Source organism: Sedimentibacter sp. zth1 (genome assembly GCF_017352195.1).
Lineage (GTDB): Bacteria > Bacillota > Clostridia > Tissierellales > Sedimentibacteraceae > UBA1535.
This window is the reverse complement of record NZ_CP071445.1, coordinates 2349989-2365497: the sequence shown is the minus strand read 5'-3', so window position 1 is coordinate 2365497 and position 15509 is coordinate 2349989. Positions and strand designations below refer to the sequence as shown.

Here is a 15509-nt window from a genome sequence, read left to right as displayed (position 1 = left end):
TAACGTACAAATTATATCAATATAGATTTGTTAAGTCAACACTCTAATGAGCATTGTAACAAAGCTGTAATATATTGTACTTAGTGCACCACATATTTACATTATTATGATATCATATTAAGATTGCTTTATTATTACAGTAATATTACAGTTGAGAAAAAACAACCCCTTTCCTTTTAGGGTAGGGGGGGGGGTAAATTGTTAATCAATGTATTGTGCTAAAAGCTCTAATTCTTTTTCTGTAAGTTCTCTATAATCACCTAATTCAACACTTTCATCTAATTGTATAGGTCCCATGCTCATCCTTTTTAAGTAAATGACGCGCTTGTTTACTGCTTCAAACATTCTTTTCACTTGGTGAAATTTGCCTTCTTTTATAGTTATATTGCACTCAGATATATCATCTGATACTATTATTTCAAGTTTGGCTGGCATAGTTTTGTAGTCATCATCTAAAAATCTTACTCCTTGTGCAAATGCTTTTTTATCCTTGTCTGTTACTTTTCCTTCTACTTTTACAAAATACGTTTTTTTTACATGTTTCTTTGGAGATAACAGGTTGTGCGCCATTTTCCCATTGTTTGTGAGTATAAGCAAACCTTCTGTATCCTTGTCTAATCTTCCTACTGGAAATGGTTCAAAATGCTTATAATAATCATCTATCAAATCTATTACTGTCTTTGATTTATAATAATCTTCTGTTGCTGATATGACACCTTGTGGTTTATTCATCATTAGGTATATGTACTGAACATATTCTACTTCTTCATCATGAAATGTTATTGTGTCATTATCGGTGTCCACAATTAAAGCACTATTTTTCATAACAGTACCATTAACTGTAACACAGCCTGATTTTAATTCCTTTTTCAACTGACTTCTTGTCCCGTATCCAAGGTTGCTAAGCATTTTGTCTAACCTTATTTTCATTTTTCCTCCTATAAAGTTTTAAAAACTCTATTTATCTTCCTTTATTTCCTCTGCATTGTCGAATTTATACTGGTCTACATTACTTAATTCATTTTCTTCATTCCTAGTGGATTTCATATATTGATAAAAACAAAAGCAACCTACTGCTATCAAAATTGCACCTAGAAGCTTTATAACTGTTGCTAAAATAGTTTTTGAGTTGAATATACATACAATGGATAATATTATACCTACTATTGAGATAATTAATTTTAATTTATCATTATAAGATTTTAATTTTATCATTTTTGCTAATGACAATGAGCTAAAATACAATAAACATAACCCTAATATAAAAACCAAAAGATTTGGCCATATGAATACAATTACTGTTGCTAACATAGTTAATACATCTGATGATTTTTTTATTTTTCCTGAGTAACTATATGTCATTTTAATATTTAAAAACATTACGGCAAATATTACGATCATTGAAATTCTTATAGCAATATTCCCAACATACTTAGCAAACAGTACAAAAAATACACCAATTATACTTGTTATTAATGCTATCATTTTTAGAGTTTGGGGTTTAAAGTTATTATCAAATTCTTTAAAAAACATATTACACCTCCAGATAATTGTTATTTATTAGTATATTATACCCAAAAAAGTATGGTATTACAATAATCAATAAATAATTATTTAATTTTAATAATTAGCTTGATATTATCACAAGTTTGTGAAATAATTTCAATATAGAAATTTTAAGTTGGAGGACAATTATAATGAATTGTGAAGTTTTATGTATTGGTACAGAACTTTTACATGGTGACATTGTTAACAGCAATGCTGCTTATATTTCTAAAAGTCTTGCACATATTGGTATTGACGTACATTATCAATCTGTAGTAGGTGACAACCCAACTCGTATGAAGGAAGCTTTTTTACTTGCTTTTTCAAGAGCTGATTTAGTTATTTGCACTGGGGGGTTAGGACCAACAAAGGATGATATAACAAAGGAAATTACTGCTGAATTTTTTAATTTGCCTATGGAATTTGACAACGATAGTCTTGAACATGTTAAAAATATTTTTAAAAAATTCAATAGAGAAATGACTGAAAATAATGTTAGGCAAGCATATTTTCCAAAGGGAAGTATCATATTAGATAATAAAAATGGTACTGCTAATGCTTGTATTGTAAATGCTCAATCAAATGGCAAAAAAAACATATGTATTCTTTTGCCTGGACCTCCAAAGGAAATGATACCTCTTATGGACACAGAGGTTATACCTTACCTAAAAAGATTTTCAGAAAATATAGTTGTTGGTAAAAAAGTTGCAGTTATAAACGTAGGTGAATCTAAGGCTGAAACTATGATTATGGATTTGATTGATTCTCAAACTAATCCTACTATTGCTCCTTATGCTGGCAGTGGAAGAGTAGTTTTTAGAGTTACTGCAAAGGCTAAAAGTGAAGATGAAGCTTTAGGCTTGATTAATCCTGTTGTTAATGAACTTTTACATAGATTTGGAGATAATGCTTTTGTTCTTTCGTCAGATTCTGTTGAACATGATATTTGCAAGAAAATTGTTAATAGAAATGTTACTATTTCAACTGCTGAGTCTTGTACTGGTGGAATGATTGCTTCTAAACTTGTAAGCTACCCTGGTATATCAAAAGTCTTCAAAGAGGGATTTGTTACCTACTCTAGGGAAGCTAAAATAAATATTTTAGGTGTAAATAAATCAACTATTGATAAGTATACAGAGGTTAGTGAAGAGGTAGCAAAGGAAATGGCGTTCAATGTAACTAAGATTTCTAATGCTGATATAGGTATTGCTACAACAGGTATTGCTGGTCCTACTGGCGGTACTGATGATAAGCCTGTTGGTCTTGTGTATCTTTGTGTTTATTATAATAATCAATATTTTGTTACTAAGAAAGTATATTTTGGCGCTCGTGATACTGTAAGAGAGCAAGCTTCTTTACATGCATTGGAAATGGTCAGAAAGATAATATAAATATAATTTTTAAAAGGCGAATTTATTTATTCGCCTTTTAATAAACTAATATAATATGCTTTTTTTAATGCTTTTTCATTTTCATATACTTTTTTAATGGCATCTACTATTTCTGTGTCTGCTTTTATTTCTTCTAATTCCTCTTCTAAATTGTTAACTATTTCATTTACTGTTTTATCACATTGTTTTTCTAATTTTGAAACATAATTGTAGTTTTTTAAAACAATACTTTTTTTATGTTCGAAGTCTCTATCTTCTTTTGGCAACTCAATGTATTCCTTATATATTTTCTCTTCTAATTCACTTAAAGAATTAACAAACTGTTTTTTTACTAAGTACATTTGTACAACATAATTGTTGATGATTTCATCTGCTTTATTGTTATCATCATTTTCTAATGCTACTTCTGACTCTACACTTTCTTTGCTATTTGTTAAATTAGTATTACTGCTATTTTTGTCATCGCTAGTTATATTAGTATTTTGCTCTATTTTATTAGCATTTGATTTTTGATTCTTATTTGTCTTATTAGATGAACTATCTATGGGTACACCTGGTTTTTCTTCAACAATTTTTTTACTACTACTATTTGGAATAATAGCTATTTCATTTGAAGTACCACGGTTATCTAATATATTTTTTTCTGCATTTTCTTGAGAGTATTTTTCTAAGTATTCTTCTAATACTTTATCATTCTCAACGATTTTTTCTTCTATACCATGTTTTGAGAACTTAGTTGTTAGTAATAGTGCTTTAATATTATTAAATTGAGTACAAAAAACATAGGTTAGAAATATTAAAATTATAAAAGCAACTATATAATACCATTTAAAAAATTTTTTCATTATATCCTCATTTAACAATTAAAAATTTACTTGTTTTTGTATTTCTTATTCTTTCCTTCGTCTGAATAATATGAATTATAATAATAATATCCATATTTTTGTTCTTTAATATTCACATTGTTTAATATACATCCGAGAATATTAATACCAGTTGTTTTTAGTTTTTCTATATTTTTATAAACAATATCTTTTTCTACTGCTCCAGATTGAACAATATATATTAATCCATCACATATTCTTGTTAAGACTATTGGATCAGATACTATTAATGGTGCACTATCTAAAAGTATATAGTCATAATCATCCTCTATTTCTTTTATAAAATTTTGCATAGCCTCAGAACCTATTATTTGTGCAGGATTATTAGGTTTTTTACCGCTTGTTAATACATCTAAGTTTTCAACAATTTGGTGTGTATAATTTTTATAGTTATCTTTTTTTAATAATATATTTGTTAATCCAGATAAATTTGATATTCTAAATTTTCTATGAATAGACGGTCTTCTAAAGTCACAATCTATAAGCAACACTTTTAAACCTAACTCTGCCAATGAATAGGCTAGATTACATATAGTTGTTGACTTCCCTTCGGATTTATTAGAACTAGTTATAATTATCTTTTTTATATTATTGTCTATATTTGAAAATAATATACTACTTCTTATACTTCTATAAGACTCTGATACAGGAGAATTTGTATCTCTTTGCATTATTATTTTATTACCTTTTTTTTGATCAATATTGTATTTTATTATAGTTCCTAAAAGCGGTCTATCAGTTAATTTTTCTAAATCTGATTCTGTTCTTATTTTTCTATCTAAATAACTTCTAAAAAACACAATTAATATTATAATTATAAATCCCATTATAACAGAAACAAGTGTGTTTAACTTTATATTTGGAGATACACTTTCTTCGATAGGTATAGCTTCATCTATTATTTCAACGCTATCAACTTTTGCTATTCTAATTACTTCTTTGATAAAATAATTAGCTATAGTATTGGCTATATCACTGGCTAAAATTGATGATTTCGCCTGAACTTTTATTTGAATTATTTGTGTGTCTCTCAAAGGTATAACATTTAGCTCGCATATATCCTTTTTTTCTATACCAAGTTTTGCAATAGTTTGGTTTATTATTGTTTCTGATTTTGCAATTTCCGCGTACGTATAAATTAAACTCTTGCTCAATGATACGTCAGTTTGAGTTATAGTTTCTTGTGACAATTTACTACTATTGATAAGTAGTGTTGTCTTGGATTCATACTTAGGTTCTATTGCATAATTTGATGCACAATATCCCAACAAACCAAATATTAAAGATACTATAATTATAATTAACATATTTTTTTTTATTATATGTAATATTTCGCTTAAATCTATTTCCTCATTTGTTGCAATCATCTTTACTTCTCCGTTCTAGTTTTCAAAAATCTATATAATTTTTTTTACTGGGTTTTTATATGGTATTGGTACATTATTTATAACTTTGTCTGGGTTGTCATAAAGCAATTCATAAGCATATTTCACACCATATTTAGAACTTAAATATTTATAACACACTTTCAAATTTGGCTTTCTATCATTTAAATTATGGCAATCTGACGCAACAAAAGATACAAGTCTATTTTTTAATAAATACTTGCAAAATTTAACTTCAGTGTTGTTATGTTTTGATAAAATTGAATCAGCATTAATTTGCAAGTGTGCACCCTCATCTACAATGATTCCTAACATTTTTTTTCTTTCAAACAATTTAGTATATCTTTCTATATGAGCTAATATTGGTATATACCCCATCAATTTTATCTCATATAACATATTCTCAATATCATTTAGTAAATTATTATCTAATTCCAGCATTATATATTTTGAACCTGCCATAGTTAAAAAATTTGATGATTTCAATATTTCAAAAATATTATCTTGGCAGTTTATCTCATGTCCTAGTAAAACTTTTATATTTATTCCGTTTTCTTCGATTTTCTGCATTAACACATTATATGATTTATTTATATCATATATAGAAGCTGACAATTCACCTTTATTTAAATGTGGTGTGCAAATCACCGTAGTAACTCCCTGATTTCTTTCCATTTTAATCATTTGTAATGCTATTTCACAGGTTGATGCTCCATCATCTATATCATGCAATAAATGTGTATGTATGTCTATCATGCTATTTTCCTCCCCAATAATAAACATATTTTATAAATCAATATTTGGAAAAAACCACTCTTTTAGCTCAATTAAATCATTTAATGTATTGTACGTTAAAATAGATTCTTTGAGTTCTTCCTGTTGTTCATCAGATAACTTCAAAAATTTTTTATATACTTTTTCTGCTTCAGTCTTATAATCAAAATTATTATCACTAATATATTTTTGTATATTATCATAAATATCTTCGCATATTTCTATTTGAAGTTCATCATTCAATACTGGTATGCAATTATTTACAAGCTTTTCACTCACCCTATTAAGAACTACTTCTAAACTATCAGCATTATCATCATTAGTATTTTCAGAATTATTCGTTTGATCTTCAACTATATAATTAGACAAAACTTTGCAAACTTCAATTCTTGTTATATTTTCTGTAGCTCTAAATACATTGTTATCTTCTAATAGCATTATTCTACAAGATACTACAGCATTAACATATGGTACAGCCCACTTTGATACATTGTCTGAAATATCTTTGTCGAAAGGAAGTTCTTTGATTTCTAAAACATTTGTTAGAATTTTGCAAAATTGCTCTCTTGTAATGTATTTATTAGGTCTAAATGTATTGTCTGTAAAACCACTTATGTAGTTATTTTTCAGTGAAATCAGCAAGTCTTCATAAAACCAATCGTTTTTACCTACATCAAGAAATTCTACAGTTTCAGATCTTTTTGTAAAATTAAATGTTTTATTAATAATTTTAATACATTCACTTCTTTTAATATAATTGTCTGGTCTAAATGTACCGTCAGGGTAACCATTTATTATTTGTTCATCAACCATTTTTTGTACTTTTAATCCATCTTCTGTTTCCATATTTAAATCAGAGAATTCAGTAGCATATGCAAATGTAAAAAATAGTGCATTAAACAATAATATTAATAAAAATATTTTAACAATACTGCTTTTCATATACTCTCCTTTAGAATAAATAAGGGACTACTGTTGATAGCCCCTTATCTACCTTATTTAACTTTATTTAAACTTATTTTTCTATTGTTATGCTTATAGTACGTGGTTCTGATATGTTTAGAATTGCTTTATCAAAGCTAATATTTTCAATTTTACCTGTAAGCATGTCTATATTATTTAAAATATAGTTTAATAGTTCTTTTAATTTTGTTTCATCGAATTGATTATTTCCTAGCTTAGCTATAAATTTAACGTTTATATCACTCAAAGAACTATCATTTTTTGTTATTGTAAGATTATCATAATCTATATTGTTTATATTGTTTTGTATTTGTGATTCGTTGCTTTTTACATGTTTTGTTATTGATTCTAAATTGTTTAGTATTTTTAATACATCGTCTATTGAAATTTGTGAAAAATCAGATGGCTTACAATTTTTATATAAATCAGATCGTTTATCAATAGATAATATTGTCGATATTTTGTCATACATTTCTAGTGACCAAATATTTTGTCCATTTATTTTTAGTCCTTCTAATTTCTTTAAGTTTTCACTTATTTCCTCTTGATTGTTTAATTGTTCTACAAAATCTTTATATACTGAAATAAGTGTATCGTCTCCTACATAACTAAAATTACGGATTTTATCTGAACCATGAATATTATATGTTACTTTAAGAATTTTTTCTGTTGGTTTTGGAATATCTTCTCCACCTGAAGGACCTCCTGCAGAACCTCCTGTTGAAGGTGCTGGTATTACAGGTTCTTCAGTTACACCTTCACCAAGTATAACTTTTTCAACATCTACTTCTGCAACTATGCCATTGGTATTAGCTTCTAATTCTTTAATGCTTCCTTCACCTAAAATATTTGTTGGTTTATTTATTGTCACTAAATCAACTAAAGAATCGCTATCTAAATAAATATCTAATTGGTCATCTACTGTAATACTTTCTACTTGAGCACCAATCAATTCTAGCTTGCTACCTTTCTCAACATAGATATTTCTTATTTTACCTGACAAAACTACTGTGTTTTCAGAATTTACAATAACTTTATCAACTGTCGAATCTTTATCTGCCTCTAGTTTGCAATTTCCATTAATATTAACACTTTTTACATTGGAATTTTCCTCTAAAGAAACTCTAACTTTTGTAGGCTTATTTACTATTATATTGTTTGCTAATGTGTTTTTTAAATGTATAGAATCAGTTCCTCCGCCATTAACAATAATACTGCCTTTAACTTCTATATTTTCTAAATAGGCGTTTCCTTCTTTTAATGACTGTGTTACTATTACATTTCCTTCTATTATATTATCTTTTACAGTTTGATTATCTCCATTTATTATAATATTTTTTGAAAAAACAACGTTATCTATTAATTTCAATGCTTCAGCTCTTGAAAGATTATTTCTTGGTCTCAATGTTTTATCATTATAACCTTCAACAAAGCCAACTTCAGCTGCTGCTCCTATTTCTCCAATAGCCCAACTACTTATTTGATTATTATCACTAAATATATCAACGTTATTGTTTTCTTCTAATTTACTAATCCTTACCAAGATAGAAATTGCCTGTTCTCTAGTTATTGGTTTCAAAGGTGCAAATTTGGTAACACTAATACCATTTATATATCCTGATTTTTTTGCTATTTGTATTTCTTTATAGAACCAATCATTTTCATTTACATCATTAAAATTTATATTTTCAATTTCTGTAAAATCTAAAGAACTATTAATTAGTTTTACAAATTCTGCCCTGCTAATTTTATCATTTGGTCTAAATGTCCCATCACTATATCCTTTAATTAGGTCTTTGTCTACCCACTTATTTATTAAATCATTAGCCCAATTCCCTTCAACATCGCAAAAATCGAACGCATAAACTGTAGATATTGAAGATGAAATAATTAGCATGAAAGCTAATATTAAAGATAATGTTTTGTTTAAATTATGTTTATTCATAATCCCCTCCTAATTTTATTTACATTAAATATTATAGCCCTCTAAACATAATTTGTAAACCAATATTTTACATAGAAAAAATATTTATACATTTATATGAATTATTGCTTATTTATCTTTATACTTTGTTTATTTACATAATAAGTAAATTGTGATTTAGGGCTGCTATAACTTTAGTTTTCTAACCAATACAAAAGAGTATTAATATAAGTACTATCTAATTCCACCAATAATTTGTTAAATTGAAATGAATAAAAATAAAAAAATATTAAAAAGCAAAAAAAGTACCTTTTTCAAAGGTACTTTTTAATTTAACTTTTTAATTTAACTTTTTAATTTATATTAATTTTCTATCTACTATTTGATTTACTATGAATGTTGCTACATAGTTTGCATAACTTCCTGTTCCAAAACCTGCATCATAGCCTAACTCTTGTGCTAGCTCATGTGAAATTCTTGGTCCACCTGCTACTAGAACTAGTTTTTCTCTTAAACCTTCTGCTTCTAGCATTTCAACTAATTGTGTTAGGTTTGGTATATGAACGTCTTTTTGAGTTACTACTTGTGATACAAGTATTGCATCAGCATGTAATTCTACAGCTTTAGCTATTAACTCTTCATTTGAAACTTGACTGCCTAAGTTATATGCTTTCATTCCTTTGTATCTTTCAAGTCCAAAGTGATGGTCAAATCCTTTCATGTTCATGATAGCATCTATACCAACTGTGTGAGCATCTGTTCCTGTACATGCTCCTACTACTACTACATCTCTTTTTATGTTTTCTGCTATAAAATCTTCTACTTCTTCCATACTCATAAATTCCATATCAACCTTTGGAACTTCTATTGTAGTATAGTCAACAGTGTGAGAACATTTACCATACATTACGAAGTATGTATATCCAATACCTAAGTCCTGTGAATATACTACTGCTGGATTTTCAAAGCCCATTTTTGATGCTAATTGCTTTGCAGCTTCACTTGCTTCATCACCGTACGGAACTGGCAATGTAAAGCTCATTTGAACCATTCCGTCATTTAAAGTATCACCATATGGTTTTATTTTTGTTAAATCAACATTTTGATCTTGACTCATTACCTTTCACCTCCAAGCATTAACTCAATAAATGGATTGAAATATTTTTCATCTTTTTCAGTTACTCCAGATAATCCCTTTCCTCCGGTAAATGGTCGTTTAACTCCACCAAATTTACCTTGCTCTATTGTACTGAATATTCCTTCTCTTTCTATATCTTTTAATAATTCTTCTGCACTTGCCAATACTTCTTGTGCTCTTTTTTGAATTATACCGTCTTTTTTGTATTCTATTTCATCACCAAGATTTCTACAGTTATTGAAAATATATTCAGCATTTTCTATTGAAAGGTATCTATCTTGTAAGTGTGGTGTATGAATTGCCTCTGTTGGCATTCCTAATAATTGAATTCCTTGTTTGCTCCAAATTGAGATGATATTAAATAATGCATCTTGTAAGTGTCCTCTAAATATATTACCTGTCATAAATTTAGTTGGTGGCATATATTTTAAAGGTGCGTCAGGGAATATTTCCCTTGCCATTAAAGCTTGAGATAATTCATATAAGAATCCATTTTCTATTTTTGGATCCATCTCAAATGCATGACCTAATCCCATTTGTTCTTCTTTTAGCCCTGCTTTTAATGCAAATTGTTCATTTAATAGTTGTGAAGCCAAAACTGTGTGTGCTTCATCATAAGCATCAGCTGTTGTTAAATAATTATCTTCACCTGTATTGATTATAATTCCAGCAAACCCATTGATTATTCTTGAGAAATATTGATCAACAAATGTTCTTTGCATATTTATATCTCTAAACAATATACCATAAATTGCATCATTTAACATTACATCAAGTCTTTCAACCGCTCCCATTGCAGCTATCTCGGGCATACAAAGTCCTGAGCAATAGTTACACACTCTGATATATCTTCCTACTTCTTGACCTACTTCGTCTAAAGCAGCTCTCATAAGTCTAAAGTTTTCTTGTGTTGCAAATGTTCCTCCAAAGCCTTCTGTTGTTGCTCCGAATGGAACATAATCAAGTAAGCTTTGTGCTGTTGTTCTGATAACTGCTATAACATCTGCACCTTGTTTTGCCGCTGCTTTTGCCTGTATTATATCTTCATATATATTTCCTGTTGCAACTATAACATATAGATAAGGTTTTTTACCTTCTCCCAAAGTTTTAACAAGTTCTTCTCTTTTGATTCTGGTGTTTCTAATTTTTTCTACTGTTTTTTGAGCTAAAGGATAAATAACATCAAATATTTCTTTGTTATCTGCTATAGGTAATTTTGTTATGTCTATTTCACCTATGCTAATTTTTTTAGCTATTTCTTGTGGTGATAATTTAGTTTGAAGCATAGCATTTCCAATCCAAAATGCTGCTCCTCTGCTTAATCCTCCACCCTCAACTATGTTGTCAACTATAACGTTTGGTAGTGGAATCTCCATATCATCTGTTCCATCTACGCCCAATAATCTAACTACTGTTCTTTCCACTGTTACTGTTGTATGAACGTCAATAAAATCTTGAACATTTTGTGCAATGTTTGCTGCTGCATTTCTTGCACTTTCAATAACCTGCGAATTTAGGTTTAATTTACTTTGCATTCTTACCTCCTGTTATTCCTATTTGCTATTTGCTATTTGCTACTAAACTCATAGCTCTATTTATAATTTCATCTGGTATCCCGGCAATTTTTGCGATGTTTAATGCATCTTTTGGTGCTTTACTTTGGTCTTTTACTTCTACTAATGAATAATTCATATACTTTGAAATATCTTCTATATTGGTAAATTCGTTTATACCCTCTGGTAAATTTAGTCCCGCAACCTGAAGATTTTGTACATCTTTATCATTAGCTATATTGTCGTAGTGTGTTGTGAAAATTGATAATGAATCTGAATTTTTTAGGTATTCTACTACAGCTTTTGTTATTGCAAACCCCTCTTTAGGATTTGTACCTCCTGCAAGCTCATCAATTAATATCAAGCTTCTTTCACCTGCGTTTTCTAAAGCTACTTTTAGATTTACTATTTCTGCTCCAAATGTGCTTAACCCTTTTTCAATTGATTGATCATCACCAACTGATATGTGTATATGCTTGAATAAACATACTTTAGCACTTTCACAAGGTACAAACATACCGTAAGCAACGGCTGAAATAATCTGACCTACCATTCTCAAGCTAATAGTTTTACCACCCATATTAGCTCCTGTGATACAAACTACATTTTTATTTAAACACACTGATATTGGTGTATAGTCTTTTTTCTTTTGCTTAAGCATATTTGCTAGTTTTAAATTCCTGCCATCTTTTATATCAATTATTAAATCTTTTGTTATCTGCGGCATTACAGAATTTGTTTTTTGTGCAAAATTTGCTTTTGCTATAAGATAGTCTATTCTACCTACTTTTTCAGAATTTCGTGTCAAATCTTCATAAGATTTTTTAATGTTTTGTGTCAGATATTTCCTTATTTCTAATTCTTCTTTGTCTTCTTCTTCTTTCAGTCCTTGCAACTGTTGCTTAAAGTTATCTATTTGTAGGTTGTTTTTTATTCCGTAAATTATACTTAAGTAATTTTCACCTACGGCTCTTAAATTTTCTTCATTATTTAATGATTCTATTAAATTTGATTGTATTTTATTTACCGTAACCTCGTCACGTAAATTAAATTTTATATTGTATTTCGCCTCTATATTTACTTTGATTTCTTTCTGTATGACTTTTATGCTCTTCTCAGTTTGCCTTATTGAGTGCCTAATCTCTCTAAGATTTTCTGAGTATTCGTCATATATATAAAATGTCAATAATTTTTGCCCTGCCGGGTCTAATAATTTATATAGATGCGGTAAGGGTTTAATTTTCAAATCATCGTATGTGGATAATAAAGTGCCTCTTAAGCTTTTTTCCAATTTTTCTAAATAGATTATATATTTTTTGATTTCAAATAATTCTATTAGGTCTAACGTGATATTGTTTTTTGCCCTTTGAAGTGTCTCTTGTATGTATCGAACTTCTTTTAATATATCTATTACTTGACGACGTTTTGGTGTATTTAAAAATCCCTCGACTTTTTTTAGCTCAACCAGTAATTCGTCCTCTTGGCCAGGGAGAAATGGTTTAGCATTTTTCTTTGCTAAAACGCCATATTTAGTAATAGGCTTAATCTCATCAAATATATAATCGAAATTTATATTTTTTTTACAATCTTCTGTAATAAATGTTTCCACGCTACTCACCACCCGATACCACATCTATAATATTTGTATTTTTTATATAGTACTTCATTTTTTCTGAAAATTCCGCACTGTCAAAGCAATAACCTTCTGGAGAAACGGGATTAAGCGTTAGTGCGACTACTTTAATGGCATTAATAGTTTCAACTTTAAGCCCTCTTTTTTTTGCTTCATTCCAATGATGATTGTCTATAAAAATTTTTGTCGCATCATCTATCACAAGTTTGAAGCCTTTTATAAATTCGCTTTGACACAATTCTTTTATTAACAATGATGTAATAGCCCCTTTTACATATACGCAGGTAGTATTTTTATCTATATTTTCCGTTATCATTTTACCTGCCGTAATACCTGTTTTAACGTTTAATTTAATTATTTTACCAGTATTACTTATTATGCATGTAGATGCTATTTCGTTTATTTTATCTTTTATTTGCTTATCAACTTCTTTGAGTTGATAGCATTCAATTGTATATGCTGTTTTTTCTACAACCTTTTTTATGTCTCTACTAAGTACTGCTCCAGTAGCTATAATGCAAGCATCTGTTATAATGGGGGAAGATGATGCTTTTCGATCGATTGCTCCATCTACAAAAACTACTTGAGCTCCGTACTTAATGAGAATATCTGAAACTTCTTTTATTTCTTTTGTATTAGCAGGTCCTGCTATTTGTATGTTTCCACTATGCTTTACTTTGGATATAACAACTTCACCCATTGGTGTATTATAGTTAGTGACTTCTAGTATTTCTACCTTTGCATCAGAAAGTAACAAGGCATGCCTAGCTGTTGCTACTAATACTCCTTCTTCTACAAAGATAGTTGGTTTTTCTGTGTTAGTTACAAGGTCACTACTTTCTCCATCTCTTCCTGTTGATGTTAATCCTATAGTTATTTTTTCCTGGTTTGCTTTATCTATGAGATAATTAAGCGCTACTGTTTTACCAGCATTTTTTGCAAGTCCAATTATTGATATTGATTTAAACTTATTATTAATTTCGTCGATTAATCTCATGATAAAACACCTCTACAATGAAAAAATATTAATTTTATTTATATCTTTTATTTCTATCTAATTCAGTTGGTTCAAGTGCTAGTCTTTCGCCTTCTAATAATCCTGAAACACCTGTTTTATGAACTTCTCTTAATCCTTTACAAACATCACATTGACATTCTAATTCTGGTAAATCAGGTTCAGTGTATGTTGTTATAACACCTTCAAAGTTTCTTAAAACAACTTTATGAGGTGACTGTGATATCATGTAATTAGGCATAATAGGAGTTTTGCCTCCTCCGCCTGGTGCATCTATAACAAATGTTGGAATACAGAATCCTGAAGTATGTCCTCTTAATGCTTCCATAATTTCCAATCCCTTGCTAACTGGTGTTCTAAAGTGTTCAATTCCAAGAGAAAGGTCACATTGATATATATAGTATGGTCTAATTCTTATTTTAACTAGTTCATGTACTAAATCCATCATAATATGTGGACAATCATTTACTCCTCTTAATAATACACTTTGGTTTCCTAATGGAATACCAGCGTCAGCAAGCTTTCTTACTGCCTCTTTTGATTCAGGTGTAAATTCTTTTGGATGATTGAAATGAGTGTTTAACCAAATTGGATGATACTTTTTAAGCATATTTACTAAATCATCTGTAATTCTTTGTGGACAAACAACTGGTGTTCTTGATCCAAGTCTTATAATTTCTACGTGTGGTATTGCTCTTAAGTTTTTGATTATGTATTCAAGTGTTTCATCTGATACTAACAAACAATCCCCACCTGATAATAATACGTCTCTAACCTCTGGATGATTTTTAACGTATTCAATACATTTGTCAATTTTTTCTAGTGGAACTGAATGGTCTTGTTGTCCTGCAAATCTTCTTCTAGTACAATGTCTGCAATACATTGAGCATTGATCTGTTATAAGCATTAATACTCTATCTGGATATCTATGTGTTAATCCTGGTGTTGGTGAATCTGTATCTTCATGTAATGGATCTAACATATCAGCATCACTTATGTGTGTTTCTACTATTGTTGGAACTGCTTGCATTCTAATTGGACATCTATGATCATTTTTGTCCATATGTGCTGCATAGTATGGTGTTATTCCCATTCTGAATTTTTTCAGAACTTCTTGAATATCTTTTTCTTCTTGTTCTGTTAAATTAATTATTTGTTTTAATTTTTCAACTGTGTCTATTCTGTTGCCTACTTGCCAATGCCAATCGTTCCATTGCTCTTCAGTAACATCTTTCCAAAGAGGTATGTTGTTATAATATGCCATTTTAATTCCTCCTAAATTAATTTTATTTTAAAGGGTACTA

General features: G+C 29.0%; 13 protein-coding genes. 1 reads left to right on the top strand and 12 read right to left on the bottom strand.

The features are described from left to right. Nucleotides 1-201 precede the first annotated feature (201 nt). Nucleotides 202-930, bottom strand: a complete 729-nt coding sequence (locus tag JYG23_RS11365; protein ID WP_207235786.1) for a pseudouridine synthase — start codon at nt 928-930, stop codon at nt 202-204. 27 nt (nt 931-957) lie between these two features. Further along, on the bottom strand, nt 958-1533 hold the full coding sequence (locus tag JYG23_RS11360) for a DUF308 domain-containing protein (protein WP_207235785.1): 576 nt from the start codon (nt 1531-1533) through the stop codon (nt 958-960). Nucleotides 1534-1697: 164 nt separating this feature from the next. Between JYG23_RS11360 and JYG23_RS11355 the strand changes: the two genes are divergently transcribed. Beyond that, nucleotides 1698-2936 (top strand): competence/damage-inducible protein A, encoded by a 1239-nt coding sequence (locus tag JYG23_RS11355; RefSeq protein ID WP_207235784.1) that lies wholly within the window; start codon nt 1698-1700, stop codon nt 2934-2936. 26 nt (nt 2937-2962) lie between these two features. Here JYG23_RS11355 and JYG23_RS11350 read toward each other — a convergent pair whose 3' ends face one another. From JYG23_RS11350 to ablA, 10 genes are all read right to left on the bottom strand, one after another. Next, nucleotides 2963-3781 (bottom strand): hypothetical protein, encoded by an 819-nt coding sequence (locus JYG23_RS11350; protein ID WP_207235783.1) that lies wholly within the window; start codon nt 3779-3781, stop codon nt 2963-2965. 26 nt (nt 3782-3807) lie between these two features. Beyond that, nucleotides 3808-5187: a polysaccharide biosynthesis tyrosine autokinase gene (locus JYG23_RS11345; RefSeq protein WP_207235782.1), complete on the bottom strand. Its 1380-nt coding sequence runs from the start codon at nt 5185-5187 to the stop codon at nt 3808-3810. A 30-nt stretch (nt 5188-5217) separates the two neighbouring features. Further along, nucleotides 5218-5961: a tyrosine-protein phosphatase gene (locus tag JYG23_RS11340; protein ID WP_207235781.1), complete on the bottom strand. Its 744-nt coding sequence runs from the start codon at nt 5959-5961 to the stop codon at nt 5218-5220. A gap of 30 nt (nt 5962-5991) precedes the next feature. Further along, nucleotides 5992-6921, bottom strand: coding sequence for an S-layer homology domain-containing protein (locus JYG23_RS11335; protein ID WP_207235780.1), 930 nt, complete (start codon nt 6919-6921; stop codon nt 5992-5994). A 73-nt stretch (nt 6922-6994) separates the two neighbouring features. Further along, nucleotides 6995-8887 (bottom strand): S-layer homology domain-containing protein, encoded by a 1893-nt coding sequence (locus JYG23_RS11330; protein WP_207235779.1) that lies wholly within the window; start codon nt 8885-8887, stop codon nt 6995-6997. Nucleotides 8888-9224: 337 nt separating this feature from the next. After that, a complete protein-coding gene (locus tag JYG23_RS11325; protein ID WP_207235778.1) occupies nt 9225-9983 on the bottom strand; it encodes an OAM dimerization domain-containing protein in 759 nt (252 codons plus the stop codon). After that, nucleotides 9983-11539 (bottom strand): lysine 5,6-aminomutase subunit alpha, encoded by a 1557-nt coding sequence (locus JYG23_RS11320; protein ID WP_207235777.1) that lies wholly within the window; start codon nt 11537-11539, stop codon nt 9983-9985. The genes JYG23_RS11325 and JYG23_RS11320 overlap by 1 nt, the downstream gene beginning before the upstream one ends. A 25-nt stretch (nt 11540-11564) precedes the next feature. Further along, entirely contained in the window at nt 11565-13166 is a 1602-nt protein-coding gene (locus JYG23_RS11315) for a DNA mismatch repair protein MutS (RefSeq protein WP_207235776.1), read from the bottom strand. A gap of 1 nt (nt 13167) precedes the next feature. After that, nucleotides 13168-14187: a hypothetical protein gene (locus JYG23_RS11310; protein ID WP_207235775.1), complete on the bottom strand. Its 1020-nt coding sequence runs from the start codon at nt 14185-14187 to the stop codon at nt 13168-13170. Nucleotides 14188-14221: 34 nt separating this feature from the next. Then, nucleotides 14222-15469, bottom strand: coding sequence for a lysine 2,3-aminomutase (ablA, locus tag JYG23_RS11305; protein WP_207235774.1), 1248 nt, complete (start codon nt 15467-15469; stop codon nt 14222-14224). Nucleotides 15470-15509: the final 40 nt, after the last annotated feature.

Coding starts and splice junctions, on each gene's coding strand:
- JYG23_RS11365 (WP_207235786.1), bottom strand. CDS start 930: ATGAAAATAAGGTTAGACAAAATGCTTAGCAACCTTGGATACGGGACA.
- JYG23_RS11360 (WP_207235785.1), bottom strand. CDS start 1,533: ATGTTTTTTAAAGAATTTGATAATAACTTTAAACCCCAAACTCTAAAA.
- JYG23_RS11355 (WP_207235784.1), top strand. CDS start 1,698: ATGAATTGTGAAGTTTTATGTATTGGTACAGAACTTTTACATGGTGAC.
- JYG23_RS11350 (WP_207235783.1), bottom strand. CDS start 3,781: ATGAAAAAATTTTTTAAATGGTATTATATAGTTGCTTTTATAATTTTA.
- JYG23_RS11345 (WP_207235782.1), bottom strand. CDS start 5,187: ATGATTGCAACAAATGAGGAAATAGATTTAAGCGAAATATTACATATA.
- JYG23_RS11340 (WP_207235781.1), bottom strand. CDS start 5,961: ATGATAGACATACATACACATTTATTGCATGATATAGATGATGGAGCA.
- JYG23_RS11335 (WP_207235780.1), bottom strand. CDS start 6,921: ATGAAAAGCAGTATTGTTAAAATATTTTTATTAATATTATTGTTTAAT.
- JYG23_RS11330 (WP_207235779.1), bottom strand. CDS start 8,887: ATGAATAAACATAATTTAAACAAAACATTATCTTTAATATTAGCTTTC.
- JYG23_RS11325 (WP_207235778.1), bottom strand. CDS start 9,983: ATGAGTCAAGATCAAAATGTTGATTTAACAAAAATAAAACCATATGGT.
- JYG23_RS11320 (WP_207235777.1), bottom strand. CDS start 11,539: ATGCAAAGTAAATTAAACCTAAATTCGCAGGTTATTGAAAGTGCAAGA.
- JYG23_RS11310 (WP_207235775.1), bottom strand. CDS start 14,187: ATGAGATTAATCGACGAAATTAATAATAAGTTTAAATCAATATCAATA.
- ablA (WP_207235774.1), bottom strand. CDS start 15,469: ATGGCATATTATAACAACATACCTCTTTGGAAAGATGTTACTGAAGAG.